Raw genomic sequence first — 19,092 nt, 5'->3', positions numbered from 1 at the left:
CCCTCGCCAGAAAGCGCCACGACCTGCGGTTCTTCTGGGGCATCGTGGGTCACCTGCCGCACGCCCCCGAGGCCGAACAGGTTGACGGTTCCCTCGGATCGCTCGGTCCGGCGATCGACTCCGTCATCGAGCTATGGCACGAGCTGACCGCGGAGAACACCGACTACGGGGAAGCGGAACCGTTGCTGCGGGCCACTTTCATCGACTACATCATGAAGCACTCGGGCGACTCCGGCCACGCGTGAGCCGTCCCGATCGTCAACGGCCGAAGAACCCCCGCAACAAGCGTGCCGCGTCGTCCGCCAGGACTCCCGGGTACACCTCCGGGCGGTGGGTCAGCCGACGGTCGCGCACGACGTCCCACAGCGAGCCGACGGCCCCCGTCTTCGGTTCCCACGCCCCGAACACCACGGCGCCGATCCGGGCGAGCGTGATCGCCCCCGCGCACATCGTGCAGGGCTCGACCGTCACGACGAGCGTGCAGTCTTCGAGACGCCAGCCGTCACCGTGGACACGGGCGGCTTCGCGGATGGCGAGGATCTCGGCGTGCGCCGTCGGGTCGGACGTGGCCTCGCGGGCATTGGCCGCCGCGGCGAGTTCCCCGCCGTCGGCGTCGTAGACGACCGCGCCGATCGGGATGTCCGCCCCCGCCGTCGCGGCGACCGTCAGGGCACGGCGCATCCATTCCTCGTGCAGTGTCCTACGCGTCGTGGACCTCTTCCAGGACGTCGCTGAAACCGATCCGCGACGCGACCTCGACGGTCACGTCCGACGGGAGCATGCCGTCCTTGGCGCAGAGCTCCAGCAGCACGGACGCCGAGACGCCCAGGTCGGTGAGCAGGTCCGTCTCCCCGACCGGTTCCGCGTCGAGTTCGCTGCGAACCGGGGTCTCCTCGTCGTCATCGTCGGACGAGGAGCTCGTGTCGGTGTCCGTGTCGGACAACAGGATCCCGCCGAGACGGCTCTCCTCGGCGAACGGCGCGTCCGAGCAGAAGACGCGAAGGTCGTCGCCGTTGTCGAGCCGCAGGACGGTCAAGTACTCGTCATCGGCTTCGACGAACAGCAACGAGATATTGGCGCTCGAATCGACGTCGCGCAACCGATCGACGACGTCATCAAGGTCGGTCACGCCGTCGAGATCGACCTCGACGGCATCCCAGGAGTCATCCGCGCGGGTGGCGGCGGCGGCGAAATAGGACAAGGTGCACCCCCGTTGAATACAGGTTGGACCATCCCGGCAAGAAAGCCTTGCGCAGCATAGTCAGATATGGGTAAGGGTGGTGTCGGAGGGTCCGGTCACCACAGAATCCATGCCCCACCGACGAACGCGTGCCATTCCACCACAGCGCCGACAACCGCCGACGCGGTGCCTGCCACTGCGGCGATGCCGGTCGCCGCGCCGCGGTCACCGTAGCGGGCCAGCACCGACGCCGCTCCTGCGGCGAACACGCTTGCGACCAGTATCACCCACAATGTGGACGTCAGGTCGACGGCGAGCAGCATGGTAATCAGGAACCACAATACGGTGACGCCCGCTCCTGCGGCGACCATCGCGGGCCTTACCCGGTGTGCCTCACGGAAAAACGGGCGAATCGCCGTCAACGCGGGCCGGACCGGTGTCGAAACGGGCGCTCGCCGCGCCGCGCCGGGACGCTCCGGCTCCCAGGAACCAACGGACGGAACCGAACCCGGCCATGTCTGACGACGGTCGCCGCCTGCGGTGGGCGGGACCCAGCCCGGTTTCGATTCGGTCATGACGACAAGAGTAAGGGGCCGCGCCCACGTCCGCCACGGCCCGGCGAACACGGCGACGGCGCGCCGGATACCCGAGGTACCCGACGCGCCGCCGCCACTCGTCAACCGCCGAACAGTGCCAACGCCCGCTGCGCGATGGTGCGCCCGGCGAACGTCAGGAACGTTCCCCCGGCGGCGACGGTGCCCCCACCATCGTCCATAGTGAGCACGCCGAGTGTCGTGTCGGTGTCCGGGTTCCAGCCGAGCAGCGTGCCGGACGTCGACGACGCGAACAGCTTGCCCCGACGCGCCGACACACCCGACAGGCACTTGCCCTTGTCCCCGACCTGCTCGTCCTTACAGACCTTCTCGAAGTGCCCGCCCGCGTACACGACTCCGCCGTGAACGGTCACGGCCACGACGTCGCCGTCGGCGGTGCGCTCCCACGCGGTGGAACCGTCCGATCGGTACGCGTGAACGCGCCCACCGGGTCCACCCGCCGCGGTGTACACCTGACCGCTCGCGACGTCGATGTCATAGACGGTTCCCTTTGCCGTGGCGGCGAAGCCGGAATCGATCGTGCCGACGGACGTCAGCGCTACGAGTTCGCGTGCCGACCTACCGCCCACGGTGGTGAAGCCACCGCCGACGTAGATCCGCGACCCCGACGCCTTGATGGCCCGCACGCCTCTGTCGAACACCGGGACGAAGCCGTTGACCAGGACGCCGTCGGACAGTTCGACGGCCGCCATCTTGGACCTGGCGACACCGTTGACGGTGTTGAAATCGCCGCCGATGTACAGGCGCCCGCCCGCGACCTCCAGGGCACGCGGGGTACCCGAGATGCGCACGTCGAAGTCCTCGTCGACGGTTCCGTCGGCTAGGGAGACGCGCGCGACCCGTTTGACGGCGACGTCGCCGACGCGCGCGAACACACCCGCGAGATAGAGGTACGTCCCGTCCGTCTCCAGGGCGTACACCGTTCCGTCGACGACGGGTGCGAACGCCCGCAGCGTCCCGTCAGCGCCCACGGCCGCCACCCGCGACCGGTTGTACCGCTTGCCTCTATCCGTGGCGAGCGTGAACTCGCCCGCCGAGTACACGACGTCGTCGTGATACAGGACCGCGTGCACGGTGCCGTTGAACGCCGTTCCCGCCATCGGCCGATCGGAGACCTCGACGGCGTGCGCCACGGCCGGTAGCGCGGCGACCAGCGCCAGCGCGCATAGAGCTATGAATACCCGTCTCATAACCGGCAGTGTGTCAGCAGTCACGATCGCGGCAGCGGATCGCCACGCCTTCCCGCTGGCGCATCACCGACACCGACCTCGCGTCCGGTCGGTCAGCCGCGCATCCACGGCATCGCCGGTGGCCTGGCATAGCCGCCCCCGAAAGGATCGATGGCGATCGGTATCGGCATGACCGGTTGGGCGGGCGGGTTGACCTGGCGGACCGAACCGTCCGGGAACTGAACCTGGTAGTACCGGCCGTCCCACACCGCGCGCGGCATCGACGGATCCCGACCCGCGAAGGCGCCACGGCACGCGACGAGAGTCGTCAACAGATAGTGCTCCCGCGCCGGATCGTCGGGAGTCGCGAGCCCCCGGCGGTATCGATCCCGAAGCAACGCCAACTGCGTCGCGACGTGCTGGTACTCCCGCATCGCCTTGAGACCCTCGTCGCCCGAGACCCGCTTCGCCCACAGCCTCGCCGACGCGCGACGTCGATACGTCGCCAGCGCGGCCACCTCCGGCGGCGACAGCCATCCACCCGCGACGTAGTCGGGCAGGACGTGCACCGCGAGTCGGGCCTCACTCGCCCGCAGCCAGAGCGCGCCGCCCACCGTCGTCGCGAAGATCGGGACCATGATGGACAGATAACCGGAGGCCAGGACGGTCGCGCTCAAGGACGCGAACAGGTTCCACGCGGAGTGCAACACCATGGAGGCGAGCAACATCACCGTCGGTACGGCGATCTTGGCGGCCAGCGAACGACGACGAATCGCCAGCCCGAGCCCAATGCCGAACATCGCGGTGAACAGCGGATGCGCGAAACCCGTCAGGACGATGCGGACGACGAACAGCATCGCCGTCGTCAACGCGCCCCCCGCCGTGCCGAACATGCTGTCCCCCATGGCGAAACTGCCACCGAGGTACAGGATGTTCTCCATCATCGCGAAACCGACCGCCGACAGACCGCAGTAGACGATGCCGTCAATGATGCCGGTGAAGTACCGACGCCGGAACACGAAGATCAGCAGCGGACCGAGAGCCTTCGTCAGCTCCTCGATCACAGGTGCCACCGCCACGGCAGTCAACGTGTCGGCGAGCCAGCCCTCCCCGAGCTGCTCGGACAGCAGATAGCCGCCGAAAGTGTTGACACCCAGGGACACCGACGTCGCCACGCAGGCGCCCCAAGCGAAGGCGAAGACGAGGTACTTCGCGGGTGTCGGCTGGTAGCGGCCGAGCCACAGGAACGCCACCACCAGGATCGGCACCGGCAGGATCGCCGCTCCGATCCCGATGATCGTCGCCCGCAGGCCGAGATTGCTGCCGATCACCCAGAGCAGCACCACGGCGCCGGCGCCGAGCACCAGGATGAGGCCGGACATCATCAGGAAACGTCGCCAGGAGAAGCCGTCGCCGGTGCCCGCCGGCGCTGGCGGTGCCTCCGACGAGGCGACGCCACCGGTCGGGGTCGGATTCGGCGGAACGGCAGTCATCGCACCAGATTAGCGACGCTCGGCCTCCCCGCTGCCCGCGAATGCCGTCTTCGGAGTCACCGACCCCTCGGTGCCGCACCTCCGACGGAGCCGATCACGAGCGTCGACGCCACCTCGGAGCGGACGAACCGGCTGCCGGTCGGGCACTTCGGCGGACCTTTGGAAGCCCTCATGGCCCGAAGGCGCGGACCGACGCTCACCTGTCTCCAGCGCGAGCCCCGAGCCGTTCCTCGGCAACGACTCCCGGCGGCACCGTCGGTCTCGGCTCCCGAACTTGACCGGAGTCACATCCCGCATCGCGGAATCCCGCCTGGACACGACGTCGGACGGTTGTTATCGTCGTCCCAGGTCATGAGTGACAGCGCGAAGCCCTGGCTGGCTGTCCGGCAACCCAACTCCGCGTGGGGTGCCCCAGGTGAAGACCAGGCCAGATGCCAACAGGCATCCGGCAAGCGCGGGCCTTCAGCGGGTCCGGTCGGACCCTGGAGGCCACATGTCACTGTCTACAATCACGGCTCCGAACGAGCAGGCGCTCCGCCCGCTCCGTCTGGTGGACCTCGCTCCCGCGACCGCGCCGCTCGACGTCGTGTCCCCGCCGCCGGTCCCGCTCGTCGACGGCCGTCGCGTCCCGTACGCGAACCTCGACTACGCCGCGAGCGCTCCCGCCGTTCGTGCCGCCGCCGAGGCCGTCGCCGAACTCCTCCCCCGGTACACCGCCGTGCACCGGGGAGCGGGATGGCTGTCGACCGAGTGCACCCGCGCCTATGAGCGGGCTCGCGGCGAGGTCGCCGCGTTCCTCGGCTGTCGCCCTGACGACCAGGTGATCTTCACCAAGCACACCACCGAATCCGTCAACCTGCTCGCGTCCGCGCTACCGCCCCGCACGCGCGTCGTCGCGTTCGATTCGGAGCACCACGCGAACCTCCTGCCGTGGCCGGATCTCGTCCGGCTCCCCGCCCCCGCCTCACCAAGGGCGGCGGTCGCGTCGATCGGGGCCGCCCTGGCCGTTCTCGGCGATGACGCCCCGGTCCTCATCGCGGTCACCGGTGCGTCCAATGTGACCGGCGAATTGTTCCCCGTCGCCGACATCACCCGCCTGGCGCACCGATTCGGCGCCCGTGTCTTCCTCGACGCGGCTCAACTCGCCCCGCATCGCCCGATCGACGTCGCGGCGCTCGGCGTCGACTACGTCGCATTCTCCGGGCACAAGCTGTACGCCCCGTTCGGGTGCGGGGTTCTGGCGGGCCGGTCGGACTGGTTGGACGCCGCGCCCCCGCACCTCGCCGGTGGCGGTGCGAGCGCGCTCGTCGGCGACGCGACCTGCGACGTCACCTGGCGTACCGGCCCCGCGCGGCACGAGGGCGGCAGCCCGAACGTGATCGGAGCGGTGGCCTTGGGAGCCGTCTGCGCCGAGCTGGGGGCCACCGACTGGCAACGGCTCGTCGACGAGGAGGACGCGCTGCGGCGACGGCTGGCGACGGGTCTCGCCCGTATCGACGGAGTCCGGCAGTTGCACCTGTTCGGTGCCGACTCGCCGCGAGTCGGCACCGTCGCGTTCATCGTGGACGGCTGGTCCGCGGGGCTCGTGGCCGCCGTGCTGTCCGCGGAGCACGGGGTGGGAGTGCGAGACGGGCTGTTCTGCGCACACCCGTTGACGCGACGGCTCGTTCACGAGGCGGGCGGCGACCCGTCGACGACTCAGGCCGTTCGGGCCAGCGTCGGGTTGGGGACCACGGTCGACGATGTCGACAGGCTGATCGCGGGTGTGGCCCGGCTCGTCGGCAAGGGCCCGGCCGTTCCGTACGCGGTGATCGACGGCCGATACGCGCCGGTCGACGACCCGCGCCGAACTCTCTCCTTCTGACGGGAACCCTCTTCAGGCCCGCTTGGTTGGGCAAACGCTCGGCTTGGTTGGTCAAATTGCGAGAACACGCCTGATTCCGCAATTTGACCAACCAAGCGAGAACTTTGCCCAACCAAGCGAAGAGGACGGACGGGGGCCTCAGTCCTCGTCGGCGTCCGGGGTGAAGGCGATGACGCAGGCGACGTGATAGCCCGGTTCCTCCGGTTCGATGCCGGGCCACCGGTCGATCTCGGTCTCGGTGGCCTCCGGGCAGTCGAGCGCGTCCGCGACGACGTCGAGGATCTTGTACTCGGGTTCGACTTCACCGCTGCCGTTGCACGGGGTCTCCGACAGCACGCCGTCGACCGATGCCACGCAGTCGCCGATGATGACCTGTCCGCCGCCGGCTCCCCGATCACCGGGGTGCGGCGGGTACAGGTTGCGGGCGCACACTATCTCCGTGACCTCGGGTTCCGTCTCCTCCGCTTCGTCCTCTTCCGCCTCGGGGTCGTCCTCGGTCGGACTGGGCGTCGCGGTCGGCACGACGGGGGGCGTCCACACCTCGATCAGCTGGTCGGTGCCGTAGGGGCAGTCCGGTTCCCCGTCCTCGACGGGGGTGGTCACGCCGAGGATGAGGATGGTGGCCTCGGGGGAATCGCAGCCGATGCCGACGTAGTCGGTCGGGGAGTCCTCCGTGACCGGAGCGGCGCAGCCCCCGGTGACGAGGGCGTCGGGGTCGGGGATCCGCACGGGCGCGCCGGGCGGCTTGAACCACACGCCGATGACGGTGGCGACGACCATCGCCAGCGCGAGTGCCCCGAAAGTGGCGCCCAGACTGTGTTGTAGCGCCTGATTCCCCACAGCACGTTCATCGCGGGCGGGGGGCTCGTCGGCTCGACGGGTTCGGCTCACCCGCCCAGTATGCCCGCGACCCCGAACGCGTCGATGCGCTCGGTGCCGATCACTGGACGTAGCCGAGTTCGAGCGCGAGAACGCTGGCCTCGAGCGAGCACGCGGTTTCGTCGAGTGACAGGCGGTACAGCTCCGGGAAGCCTTCGCAGCCCTTCACATCGACGAACCAGTGGTCGACGTCGTCGGGGACTTCTCCGTCGATGAGGTGCAGGGCGGCCTGAAGCTGCGGCATCCGCAGATTCTCGGGGCGCGCGAGGTCCTGCGGGAGCCGGGAGAGGGTGTCCGTGTACGGGGCGAGATCGTGCCGCGAGACATCGTCGGCCAGCATCAGCTGGGACCAGGCGAGATGCCGGTCCTCGACGTTCTCGATCGGGAACGGTTCGATCTCGACGAAGTCGTCGACGGCGCCGAGGTGCGGCGCCATGCGCAGCAGTCGGGCGTCGCCGAGGACGGTGTCCCTGGTGACGGAACGAGCAGTCACCTCGGCGAGTATGTCGCGCGCCGCCTCAGTCCATTCAGGCTGTTCGTGGCCGCCGAGGACCATGATCGACGCGGCCCGCACGACGTCTGCCTCGGGAAGCCCCGCGGACCACAGGGCACGAAGCGTGCGCACGGTCTCGGCGGTGACGATTTCCTTCGTCCGGTCGACTGTGGACGCGAGTTGGACCGCGTGGTACGTGTTCTGAACGGTGCCGGGCCCGTCGGTCTGCCCGGGGGCGCGGAACAGGCCGTCGTCCGCGCGCAGTTCAGGTAGGCGAGCGACCATGGCGTCGACTTGAGTCGGTTCGGCCGACGCCAGGCGGGCACCGAGGAACGAAGCGCCGACGACGCGATGAGCGCAATGCCGAGCAGGGGGCCGACACCGATCCGACGCCACAGTGGTCGTTCCAGCGCCATGTCAGTCCACTTTCATCCAGGTGGTCGATTCGACGGTCGCGAATCCCGCTCCCCCATGATGACACGGGAGCGCCACTCATCGATCACCATTGGACACATTGCGGAAATATCGCCATATTTGAGAGTTTGAGCGTGCCAGTTTGGCGGGATCACATGAAAGGCGCGACCCCACTCCGAGCTCTCCACAACGCCCCCGACCAGGGGATTCGCCATCCACGTCGAAGCCATGACGCCCCAAGGGAGCGAACCGCGCAAGAACGACCGCCCCGAATCGCACAAAACACCCATATAGATACATATCGAAAATTGATCGTAACGGTGCGCGCCGATAACATCGCGGGCATTCCTCGCACGACCGTGCGTAGCCCCCGGCCAGCCCATGTGGAGCGAGAAACATGCACTCCCGAACGATCAGAACGATCATCACGGGCGCGACGACCCTGGCACTCGTCGCGTCCTCCACTGCGGCGTCCTCCAAGGAATCGCCCCCCGATATAGAGACCACAATCGACATATCGGCTCCGATCGGCGGTGACGAGGCGGTCCTGCACCTCTTCGCATGGCCGTGGGATTCGATCGCGTCCGAATGCACCAACGTCCTCGGCCCCGCGGGATTCGGCGCCGTCGAGGTGTCCGCCCCGCAGGAACACGTCGTCCTGCCGGAGGCGGGATATCCATGGTGGCAGGACTACCAGCCGGTCAGCTACGAGCTCAACAGCCGCCGGGGCTCCGCCGAGGACTTCGCCGCGATGGTCGCGGCGTGCGACGCCGCCGGAGTCGACGTGTACGTCGACGCGGTGATCAACCACATGACGGGTCAGGACGCGCCGGGAGTCGGCAGCGGCGGCAGCCCGTACGAACACTACGACTACCCCGACGTCCCGTACACCGGCGAGGACTTCCATCACTGTGGACGCAACGGTACCGACGACATAGTGGACTGGACCGATGTGTGGGAGGTCCAGAACTGCGAGCTGCTCAACCTCGCCGACCTCGCCACCGAGAAGGCGTCGGTCCGTCAACGCATCACCGACTACCTCGGCGGAATGGTCGAACTCGGGGTCGACGGTTTCCGCGTCGACGCCGCGAAGCACATGCCAGCCGCCGATCTGGCGGCGATCTACGCGGGCCTGCCGTCGCACGTCAAGATCTTCCAGGAGGTCATCGAGGGCGGCCCCGGAGAAGTCGATCCTCTCGAGTACGTCGAGCTGGGGCGGGTCACCGAGTTCCGTTACGGCGACCACGTCGGCGGCCGGTTCAAGGACGGTCAACTCGTCGCGCTCCAAGGCTTCCAGGATCAGATGCTGCTGTCCTCGTCGGACGCGATGACCTTCATCGACAACCATGACACCCAACGCAACGGCCGCGCCGCTTTGACCTATAAGGACGGAGCGCGGTACTTCATGGCGGAGGCGTTCATGATGGCTCACCCCTATGGGACTCCACACGTGTTGTCGGGTTACGAGTTCGACGACCACGACGCCGGCCCACCGTCCGAAGCGGACGGTACGACGACGCAGGCCGTGACCGGGGACGGAAGCTGCGCCACCGGGTGGGAGTGCTCGCATCGCCGGCGAACCGTCCTGAACATGGCGCAGTTCCGTTCGGCCGTCGGCGAAGCGCCCCTGAGCCATTGGTGGAGCAACGGCTCCGATCAGATCGCCTTCGGCAGGGAGGGCGCGGGCTTCGTCGCGTTCAACGCCACCGGCACCGCCCTGACCCGCGAGTTCGCGACCGGGCTGCCCGCCGGCACCTACTGCGACGTCCTCGCCGGAGACGCCGCCGACGGTTCCTGCACCGGACCCACGTACACCGTGGACGGTTCCGGGACGTTGTCAGCCACCGTCCCCGCGAACGGAGCTCTCGCCATTCACATAGGCGCGATGACGGGCGACCCCGGGGAACCCGAGGACTGCCCCGGTGGAGTCGATGTCGTGTTCACCGCGACCGCGACGACCGAGTTCGGGCAGGAGGTCCACGCCGTCGGATCGATCCCGGCCCTCGGCTCGTGGGACCCGGCACTGGGCGTCCGGCTCGGCACCGACGAGGCGAGCTATCCGCGCTGGACGGCACCCGCCGTCACGCTGCCCGTCGGAACGGTCGTTGCGTACAAGTACGTCAAACGGGCGGGCGACGCGACGACGTGGGAATCGGGAGACAACCGATCGCTGACCGTCGCGGCGACACCCGGCTGTCAGACGACCGTCAACGACACCTGGAGGTGAGCTGCGTCCGCCGCGCGTCCCGGCACGAGCTGCCCGGACGCGCGGCGTCAAGTTTGTGGAGTCACCCCCGCCGCCGGAACCAGTGCGTGAAGATCGACGCAGAAGATCCAACGGCAAAGGGAGCGATGATGACCATCGAGTTCGCGGAGGGGGCGCCGTACTGGGTCGACCTGGCGACGCCCGACCTCGCGAAGGCCACGGACTTCTATCGACGGGTCTTCGGGTGGGACGCCCTCGACCTCGGCGAGGAAGCCGGCCATTACACGATGTTTTCCTACCAGGAACAACAGGTCGGTGCCGCCGGTCCGATTCCCAAAGGCGAGGACATCCGGCCGGCGTGGACCGTGTACTTCAAGGTCACCGACGCGCACGCGGCCGCGAAGGCGGTGCAGGAGTATGGCGGAACCGTCGTCATGGCCCCGATGGACGTGTTCGACCAGACGACCCTCGCGTACTTCACCGACCCGGCCGGGGTGTCCTTCGCCGTGTCGAAACCGCGCGGACACAAGGGCGCACAACGGTGGTCCGAGCCGAACTCCGCCGCGTGGGTGGAGCTGATGGTTCGCGAGAAGGAGCCGTCGCTCGGCTTCTACCGCGAGGTGTTCGGGTGGAGCGCCAACGACGGCGGCATGGCGGGTCAGGAGTACACCCTCCTCCGAGCGGCCGCGGCTCGCGACGACTTCGGCGGCGTCTTCGTCATGGGTGACGACATTCCCGCCGAGGTCCCGCCGCAGTGGGTCGTCTACTTCGAGGTCGTGGACTGCGTCGCGGCCTGCGAGGAGGTCGTGAGGGCGGGCGGGCACATCTTCCTCCCTCCGAAGACGTACGAGGGCGTCGGCACCTTCGCGTCCGTCGCCGACCCGTTCGGGGCGAGCTTCTCCATCATCACGAGCGGGTGACACCGCCCGGGGCCACCGTCGAGCGACGGTGCGCCCCGACCGTCCCCGGCGGAGAAGCCCAGTGCCGCGACGAGACCACGGCGTGCGACCGCGCGACGACGGGACGCTCTCGCGAAGGCGACGCGCGGCGCCGACGCCGGAGGTCACGCGCCGATCGTCCGGGCCTTAAGCCGACTTAAAGAGTTCGCGGAATCACCCGAGCGTGGCGGTTATCTCAGCTTCCTGTCAGCGCGTCGACGTAATCTCGCTGTTGTGACGACGGCTACCGAACCTGTGACCCCGCTGCCGCGCTGGGTGAGTCGACAGCTCGCCGGAAACCCCGGACCGATGACTCTCGACGGAACGAACACCTGGCTGATCGCCTCGAACAACCCCGACGACGGCCTCATCGTGGTGGACCCCGGCCCGCTCCTACCGGAGCATCTGGACGCGGTCGCGGCCCACGGGCGCTGCGCGGGCATCCTCCTCACCCACCACCATCACGACCACTCCGAAGGGCTCGCCCGGTTCGCCGACCAGACCGGCGCGACGCTAGTCAACCCGGCGGCCGGGGCATCCCTGCGCCACGGCGATCTGACGATCACGACGATCGCGACGCCGGGCCACACCGCCGACTCGGTGTCGTTCCACGTCGACGGGGACGAGCCCGCCGTCTTCACCGGCGACACGATCCTCGGCCGAGGCTCCACATCGGTCCTGTGGCCGGACGGGGACCTCGGCGACTATCTCGACTCCCTGGCGACCCTGCGCGACCTCGGGCCCATCCCCGTCCTCCCCGGACACGGACCGCATCGCCCCGACTGCTTCGCCGCCGCCGACGGTTATCTCAAGCACCGCCTCGCGCGCCTCGACCAGGTCCGCGCGGCGATCGCAGAGGGGGCCGACACGCCGAGTCGCATCGTCCGAGTGGTGTACGCCGACGTCGACCGGTCGTTGTGGCCCGCCGCCGAAAGGACGATTCTGGCCCAGCTGGCGTACCTTCGGGCACGTGACGGGGAACATATCCCTGACCCTGATGGTTGGGTGTCATCGTGACCTGTCCTTTCTGCGGCACCGTCGTGGCGGTAGCCGGCGCCCGCTACTGCCACCACTGCGGCGGTCCCCTGTCGCCGGTGGCATCCATGCCGACGACGGAACGCCGCGTGGTCACGGTCCTCTTCTGCGACCTGTCCGACTTCACGGCCTGGTCGGAGGGCCAGGACCCGGAAGTCGTCGGCGCCGTGACCGACCGCGTCCTCGCCGAGTGCGCCCAGGCCGTCACCGAGTACGGCGGCCACGTCGACAAGCTCACCGGTGACGGACTCATGGCCGTCTTCGGCGCGCCCATCGCGCACGACGACGACTCCGAGCGCGCCGTTCGCGCCGCCCAGCGAATGCGCCGCGCCGTCCGTCGCCTGCTCAAGGCCGAATCGGGTGGGGGTGTCCCGCTCGGCCTCCGCGTCGGGCTGCGCACCGGCCTCGTCGTCGCGGGCATGCAGGCCGACGTCGAGTACACGGTCATCGGCGACACGGTCAACACCGCCGCCCGACTCGCCGACGCGGCCGGTGTCGGCACCGTCTACGCGAGTGCCGAAACGGTGAACGCGACGCGCCACATCGCCGCATGGCGACGCCTAAATCCGTTGCGCCTCAAGGGAAAGCGCAAACCTGTCGAGGTCTACGAACTGCTCGGTCTGCACGACGAGCCCGGCACCCGGGCGAGCCTCGGCGACCAGGCGCCGTACGTCGGGCGCGACATCGAGATGGGCCGGATCTCCGGGCTCCTCGACAGCGCGATCGACCGCGGAGCGCCGACCTCCGTCGTCATGACCGGTGAGGCCGGGCTCGGCAAGACCCGTCTCGCCCTCGAAGCGGGGCGTTTGGCGATCGAACGGGGCGCACGGGTCCTGTCCGTTCGCGCCGCCGCCTACGGCCAGGGCTACCGACTCGGTCCGCTCGCCGACCTCGTCCGCAAGGCGATCGGCGTGTCGCTATCCGACGACCGCGACGCCGCCGAACGCCAGGTCCGCCGCGTCCTCGACCGGCACAGCGGAGACAACGGCGTCATCAACATCGAGCTCCTGCTCGCCGTGCTCGGGTACGGGGCCGCCACCACGACCGAGGACCGCCCCGGCCGGGCTGGCGCGACCCTCAAGGACGCCGAGACGATCCCGCAGGTCGTCGCGGACCTGTTCAATCTTCTCGCCCGCGAGAACCCGCTCATGCTCATCGTCGACGACCTGCACTCCGCGACCGCGCAGGCGCTCGACCTGCTCGGCGGCACCGTCGCACGCCTCTCCGGACCGATCCTCGTTCTGATGCTCGGCCGCCCCGACCTCGTCCGGGGCGCCGGACTGTTGGGCCGCATCGGCGACGCCGAGGCGTACACCCTCGCGCCGCTCCGCGGTGCCGACGCCGGTCGACTGCTGTCCGCCTTCTGCGACAGCGGAAGCGTCGACCCCGACGATGAATCGCGGCTCCTCGCGACCGCGCAGGGCAACCCCTACTACCTCGCCGAACTCGTCACGCTCCTCACCGAACGGGGCGTGCTCACCCAACGCGACGGCGTGTGGCGGCTCGCCCCCGGTTCCATGACGGGGCGGCTGCTCTCCCCCGACCTCGCGAAGGTTCTGACCGCCCGCATCGACGCGCTCCCGCCGGACGCGCGGCAGCTACTGCGGGAGGCGTCCGTCATCGGCGACACCATCCCCGAGGCCGCCCTCGCCGTCCTCGATCCGGCCGAATCCGACAGTGACTCGCCCGCGCTCGCGCAATTGCTGACGCGGCAGATGCTGCGCCGCAGCGCCGGAGGCGGCTACCGATTCGTCACGCCGCTCATGAGAGAGGCCGCGTACGCCGGACTCGGCAAGGCCGACCTCGCCGACAGGCACGCACGCCTCGCGCGTTGGGGAACCGCGACCGACACCCTCGAACCGCCGCAGGCCGACGAGTTCACCATCAACCACGGCCGCCAGGCCATCAACCTGGCGAAGGCGATGGACCTGCCCCCGACCGCGAGCGCGTTCGCCACCGTCGGCGCGTGCGTCGCCGCGTACAGCCGGTCCGCCCTGCGTGCTATGGACGCCGCCGAACCGGCCAACGCGCTGGAGCTCCTCGACGCGTCCGCCGCGTTGCGTCCACTGTCGTGGGAGGACCATCTGATCCGCGTCCGCGCGCGGCTTCGCCTCGGTGAGACGACCGAGGCGCTCGCCGGTTTGGAGGCCCTCGCCGCGTCCCTCGACATCCGGCTGCCGGAAGCCGGAGAGCTGGCGCCACCGGAACACGTCGCCGACCCGGCGCCCACCGCGCAGACGCTGCTGCTCGCGGGCCGAACCTTCCGCGCGATCGGCGAACCCGATCGAGCGGCGGCGGCATGGAACGCCGCGTGGGCGGTCGCCCGCGACGCCGGTCTGTCCGTAATCGAATCGGACGCCCTGTGCCGACTCGGCATGTTCGACTACCTCGGTGGTCGACTCACCCGCGCCACGCAGCGCTTCAACGAGGCCCTCGGCGTCGCGACGACCGCCGACGACGGCCGGGCCCAGGCATGGGCGTTGCAGCATCTGGCCTGGGTGTCGACGACCGTCGGAGACTTCCGTACCGCCGATGACGCGCTCGGGCGCGCGGCGCGGCTCTTCGCCGTGCAGCACGACCGGATGGGTCGGGCGTGGGTGCGCAGTTCGGCGGCGTTCGCGCGGCTCCTCGCGGGGCGCCTGCGTGAGGCCGAGCGGCTCGCCGAGGCGTTCCGGCCGTTCGGCGAACAGGTCGGCGACACGTGGGCGGTCGGGCTGCTCCGTTCCGTGAGCGCCTACGCGAAGGCAGAGCTCGGCGAGATGACCGAGTCAGATGCGTTGGCCCGCAAGGGTTATCGCGACTTCGACCGGATCGACGACGACTGGGGGCGCGGTTTCGCGCTCGTCGTCCGCGCGTCGATCGCGCGGGACCTCGGAGAGATCGAGCACGCGCTCGAACTCGTCACCGAGGCGGAGGGCTACGGGCACAAGACCAGCCACCCGCTGCTCACCGGCATGGCGCGCACGTTGCGTGGCCATTGTCTGTTGGGGCTCGGCGACACGGCCGCCGCCGAGACGACCGCGAAGTCGATCCTGTCGCTCGCCGAACCACACGACGTCCTCGAACCGGTCCGGGTCGGACCGATCGCCTTGATGGCCGAATCGCGTGCGGCGCAAGGGGACCTGGCAACGGCGACGCGCTGGTTCGCCGACATCGCCATCCACTACCGATCCCCCGCGTTGCTGTACCCTCGGCGTCGCGTCGTCGCGCGATACGCACAGCTCCTGCTCGAAGCGGGAGACGTCGCGGCCGCCCGCACCTGGGTGGCACGCGCGGCGGAGGCATCCGGAGAAGACCTCGCCTCGGGGCGGCTCGTCGAACAGGTGCGATCGGCTGTGGAAGCGGCGTCCGGTGAGTACGGACGTCGATCCCCGGCCCTGTCGTGACGGTTTGTCGTGGTGCCCTACCGTCGTAAGGGATGACCGTCGTGACGTTGTCATTAACGTGCGTAATTCGTCCGGACGGTTAAGCGATTCGAACCGAACGGTATGGACGGCGTAAACCGAAGTGCTTTACCTTAGCGAGCGTGAGCATGGCACCCGATGAAGGCGCGTGGCCATCCCGTGCCGATTTCCCCGACCTGGCCGATGTCTCGATCCTCGCCAGGGGCGCTCATGCCACTGTGTACCGTGCCCGACAGTTGTCGACCGGTCGCGATGTAGCACTGAAAGTGGACGGTCGAGTCGTCGGCTCGACGCAGCAACGGCAGCGTTTCGAGCAGGAGGTGCGCGCGGTCGGCGGACTGTCGCAGCACCCCGGCGTCATCGAGACCCTCAGTGCCGGGATCACCGCGGCCGGGCACCCCTTCGTCGTCACGCAGTTGTGCCGTGCCTCCTACGAACAGGTTCTCGCCAACGGCGGCCCCCTCCGGCCGGACGAAGTGCAGCGGATCGGCATTCGCATCAGCGGCGCCCTCTCCGCGGCGCACCGCAACCGCATCCGACACGGCGACATCAAGCCGGCGAACATCCTCGTCACCCTGGACGGCGAGCCCGTCCTCGCCGACTTCGGCGTCGCGTCGCTGATCGACGGCCAATCCGGTCCCGTCGCGCGCGCCGCCATGACACCCGCGTACGCCCCGCTCGAGACGTTCCACATGCAGCCGTCCGACGAGGCCAGCGACGTCTACTCGCTCGCGGCGACCTTGTACGCGCTCTTGTCCGGGCGTCCGCCCCGGTTCCCGGCCGAGGACCGGGATCTGACCCTCGACGAGGTCATGGCGCTGTGTCACGAACCGATTCCCGACATCCCCGGCGTGTCGCAGGTACTGCTCGGCATGCTGCGCGCGGCGATGACGAACAACCCGACGGGTCGACCGACCGCGGAGCACTTCCAGGAGATGCTGGAGAGCGTCCCGATCGCGTCGGCCGTGATCCTGTCGGGCGCGGCGCCGACCCGGCCGCAACCGCCCCCCGCTCCGCCCCGGGTGTTCAAACCGGAACCGGCGACGACCGTGCTGCGGCAACGCCGTCCCGGGCCGGTCGAGGAGGAGGAACCGGTCACCGCGGTCATCTCGTCGACCGCGGCCGGCCACCGGCACCTCGTCGAACAGGTTCCCTCCGGAATCATCACGGCGTCGACCGGTCCGATCCCCAAACCGACCGAGCCCTCGACCACGGTCATCCGTCCCGGCACCGGACCGATCCCGCGACCCGACGAACCACAACGACCACTCCACAGCGGACCACACACCGGCGGATTCCCCCGCATCGAAGAACCCGCCACCACCGTCATCCGCCCCGGCACCGGACCCATGCCACCGGGCACGAACCGCCCGCCCTCATGGCCCGCGACGGACTCCTTCCCGCGTATCAGCGACGAACCGACCGCGATGATCCGACCGGGAACCGGCGCGCATCCTCGCCCGAGCAACGAACCGACGGCGCTCATCCGACCGGAGATGCCGACTCAACGTCCGCCCTCGGCGTACTCGCCCCCGTACGGCACGACCGGCACGATCGACGCCCTGCCCACCGACGGGTGGGCCGTCGCCGCCCCCAGCCACGACATGGACAGGGAGATTCCGCCGATCGGCCCGTGGGGCCAACCGCCGGAGGCGAACCATTCGTACGACGACCGGCTGCCGGTGCTCGCGTCCTCGCGAGACTTGACGACCCGACGCGAACGACGGATCGCCGAACGCGGGGGTGAGGAACGCAGCGAGATGCCGAAGATCATCGCGGTGTGCGCGGCGGTGCTCGTGCTCGTCGTCGCGACCGTCATCGGCGCGATCAACTTCCTCAGCGACGACACCCCGGATTCCGGCGACACCACGGCGAAGACCGAGGCCGAGTCATGCGCCGTCGAACAACTCGGCGTGGCGTGCCTGCCCGAGCCGATGTGTTTCGAGGGTCGTCAGCTGACCGACGGCGACGGCTTCGCCAACGCCACCGAAGTGGACTGTTCGAAGGCCCACGTGTGGGAGGCGTACGCGTTCGGCGAGCTCACCACCGAGATCGACAACCCGTCGTATCAAGCGGTCAGCGGTACGCCGGAGGTCCTGGAATCCTGCCTGTTGCCGGGTGAGGACAGTCCGATGAGGGCGTTGCTCGGCGCTCAGGCGGGGGACTGGGCCAGCGACGTCCTGCCACCGACGCAGGCACAGTTCGACGAAGGCGAGATGACGTTCCTCTGCGTCGCCCGGAGGACGGACTCCTCCGAGCTGAAGAGCTCCTACTTCTGACGGGCGCCCCGGCCCACACGTGACGACGACCCCGCCGTGATGGCGGGGTCGTCGTGTACGCACAGGTGCCGGGTTGGACGTCGCCCGTTACCGCAGATCCTCCGAGGCTCGCGTCGAGGCGACCCCCGATGGGCGGGAGGACTCCTGCCCACCGGTGCCGCCATGCCGTGAAACGCCGCCGTCGACGGTCGAACCGAAGCCGCGGTTCGGCCCGAACACGGCGACGCCGTGGCCGGACCGGATGACGGGGCGCCGCTAGACCCGAGCGCGTCGAGCGAGGCGCTCCGGGTCGAGAATGATGACGCTCTTGCCGTCGAGGCGCAGCCATCCACGGCCGGCGAAGTCGGCGAGGGCCTTGTTGACGGTCTCACGAGACGCGCCGACGAGCTGTGCCAACTCCTCCTGCGTGAGGTCGTGCGTCACGCGGAGGACGCCGCCGTCGCGGGTGCCGAAGCGGCTGGCCATCTGGAGCAGCGACTTCGCGACCCGGCCGGGCACGTCGGTGAAGATGAGGTCCGCCATCGTGTCGTTCGTGCGACGCAGGCGACGGGCGATGACACGCAGCAGCTGCTCGGCGATCTCGGGGCGATCCGTCAGCCAGGGGCGCAGTGACGACTTGCTGAGTTTCGAGAGGCGCACGTCCGTGAGCGCGGTAGCCGTCGCGGTGCGGGGGCCCGGGTCGAACAGCGACAACTCACCGAACATGTCGGACGGACCCATGACCGCCAGCAGATTCTGACGGCCGTCGGCGGAACGTCGGCCGAGCTTGACCTTTCCGGACATGACAATGTAGAGACTGTCACCGGGTTCACTCTCAGTGAACACCGTGTTGCCCTTTTTGACCTCGACGATTTCGAGTTCCTTGGTCAACGCTTCGACTGCTTCAGGGTTGACGCCCTGGAAGAGTCCCGCGCGGGCAAGTATTTCGTCCATCCCTGCACACCTCCTATTAGCGCACCTGTCGCGCAGAATGTGAGTGTATGCCCTCTGGCGATCTTGACGGCGCTGCCCCACGAGATTGCCTGGGTGGTAAATGGACGTTCGCAAGCCCCACGACCTCAAGGAATACCGTCTCGGAGGGCCGACACGAACATTGACAGACCGTGGAAGAATGTCACATTGGT

15 protein-coding genes and 1 riboswitch are annotated in these 19,092 nt (G+C 69.0%); of the genes, 7 read left to right on the top strand and 8 right to left on the bottom strand.

The window, feature by feature from the left end:
• A partial coding sequence (locus ACM9NP_RS06190) for a hypothetical protein (RefSeq protein WP_415645618.1) occupies positions 1-245 on the top strand: 245 nt, incomplete at its 5' end.
• 13 nt (positions 246-258) lie between these two features.
• Here ACM9NP_RS06190 and ACM9NP_RS06185 read toward each other — a convergent pair.
• The 5 genes from ACM9NP_RS06185 to ACM9NP_RS06165 all read right to left on the bottom strand — a co-directional run bounded on the left by ACM9NP_RS06185 (position 259) and on the right by ACM9NP_RS06165 (position 4,456).
• Positions 259-696: a nucleoside deaminase gene (locus ACM9NP_RS06185; RefSeq protein ID WP_415645643.1), complete on the bottom strand. Its 438-nt coding sequence runs from the start codon at positions 694-696 to the stop codon at positions 259-261.
• A gap of 4 nt (positions 697-700) precedes the next feature.
• Positions 701-1,201 (bottom strand): tRNA adenosine deaminase-associated protein, encoded by a 501-nt coding sequence (locus tag ACM9NP_RS06180; protein ID WP_415645617.1) that lies wholly within the window; start codon positions 1,199-1,201, stop codon positions 701-703.
• Between the two features lie 95 nt (positions 1,202-1,296).
• The gene (locus ACM9NP_RS06175) at positions 1,297-1,755 is read right to left on the bottom strand and encodes a hypothetical protein (RefSeq protein WP_415645616.1); all 459 of its coding nucleotides are present in this window, start codon (positions 1,753-1,755) and stop codon (positions 1,297-1,299) included.
• A gap of 101 nt (positions 1,756-1,856) precedes the next feature.
• Positions 1,857-2,984, bottom strand: a complete 1,128-nt coding sequence (locus ACM9NP_RS06170) for a hypothetical protein (protein WP_415645615.1) — start codon at positions 2,982-2,984, stop codon at positions 1,857-1,859.
• A gap of 92 nt (positions 2,985-3,076) precedes the next feature.
• Positions 3,077-4,456 (bottom strand): PrsW family intramembrane metalloprotease, encoded by a 1,380-nt coding sequence (locus ACM9NP_RS06165; RefSeq protein ID WP_415645614.1) that lies wholly within the window; start codon positions 4,454-4,456, stop codon positions 3,077-3,079.
• A 347-nt stretch (positions 4,457-4,803) separates the two neighbouring features.
• Positions 4,804-4,917, top strand: a riboswitch (SAM riboswitch).
• 32 nt (positions 4,918-4,949) lie between these two features.
• On the opposite strand from ACM9NP_RS06165, the gene ACM9NP_RS06160 reads away from it, so the two are divergent.
• Complete coding sequence (locus ACM9NP_RS06160) at positions 4,950-6,320, top strand: aminotransferase class V-fold PLP-dependent enzyme (protein WP_415645613.1); 1,371 nt, start codon at positions 4,950-4,952, stop codon at positions 6,318-6,320.
• 138 nt (positions 6,321-6,458) lie between these two features.
• On the opposite strand, the gene ACM9NP_RS06155 is transcribed toward ACM9NP_RS06160, so the two are convergent.
• Positions 6,459-7,211, bottom strand: coding sequence for a hypothetical protein (locus tag ACM9NP_RS06155; protein WP_415645612.1), 753 nt, complete (start codon positions 7,209-7,211; stop codon positions 6,459-6,461).
• Positions 7,212-7,260: 49 nt separating this feature from the next.
• On the bottom strand, positions 7,261-7,977 hold the full coding sequence (locus tag ACM9NP_RS06150) for a hypothetical protein (RefSeq protein WP_415645611.1): 717 nt from the start codon (positions 7,975-7,977) through the stop codon (positions 7,261-7,263).
• Between the two features lie 526 nt (positions 7,978-8,503).
• Between ACM9NP_RS06150 and ACM9NP_RS06145 the strand changes: the two genes are divergently transcribed.
• The 5 genes from ACM9NP_RS06145 to ACM9NP_RS06125 all read left to right on the top strand — a co-directional run bounded on the left by ACM9NP_RS06145 (position 8,504) and on the right by ACM9NP_RS06125 (position 17,968).
• Positions 8,504-10,333, top strand: a complete 1,830-nt coding sequence (locus ACM9NP_RS06145) for a carbohydrate-binding module family 20 domain-containing protein (protein WP_415645610.1) — start codon at positions 8,504-8,506, stop codon at positions 10,331-10,333.
• A gap of 128 nt (positions 10,334-10,461) precedes the next feature.
• The gene (locus ACM9NP_RS06140) at positions 10,462-11,232 is read left to right on the top strand and encodes a VOC family protein (RefSeq protein WP_415645609.1); all 771 of its coding nucleotides are present in this window, start codon (positions 10,462-10,464) and stop codon (positions 11,230-11,232) included.
• Positions 11,233-11,484: 252 nt separating this feature from the next.
• On the top strand, positions 11,485-12,267 hold the full coding sequence (locus ACM9NP_RS06135; RefSeq protein WP_415645608.1) for an MBL fold metallo-hydrolase: 783 nt from the start codon (positions 11,485-11,487) through the stop codon (positions 12,265-12,267).
• On the top strand, positions 12,264-15,671 hold the full coding sequence (locus ACM9NP_RS06130) for an adenylate/guanylate cyclase domain-containing protein (RefSeq protein WP_415645607.1): 3,408 nt from the start codon (positions 12,264-12,266) through the stop codon (positions 15,669-15,671). Before ACM9NP_RS06135 ends, ACM9NP_RS06130 begins: the two co-directional genes overlap by 4 nt.
• 146 nt (positions 15,672-15,817) lie before the next feature.
• Positions 15,818-17,968: a serine/threonine protein kinase gene (locus ACM9NP_RS06125; protein ID WP_415645642.1), complete on the top strand. Its 2,151-nt coding sequence runs from the start codon at positions 15,818-15,820 to the stop codon at positions 17,966-17,968.
• Positions 17,969-18,223: 255 nt separating this feature from the next.
• On the opposite strand, the gene ACM9NP_RS06120 is transcribed toward ACM9NP_RS06125, so the two are convergent.
• Positions 18,224-18,901, bottom strand: a complete 678-nt coding sequence (locus tag ACM9NP_RS06120; protein ID WP_415645606.1) for a Crp/Fnr family transcriptional regulator — start codon at positions 18,899-18,901, stop codon at positions 18,224-18,226.
• Between the last annotated feature and the right edge of the window lie 191 nt (positions 18,902-19,092).

This window comes from Stackebrandtia soli (genome assembly GCF_965137155.1).
Taxonomy (GTDB): domain Bacteria; phylum Actinomycetota; class Actinomycetes; order Mycobacteriales; family Micromonosporaceae; genus Stackebrandtia; species Stackebrandtia soli.
This window is presented reverse-complemented; position numbering and strand designations above follow the sequence as displayed.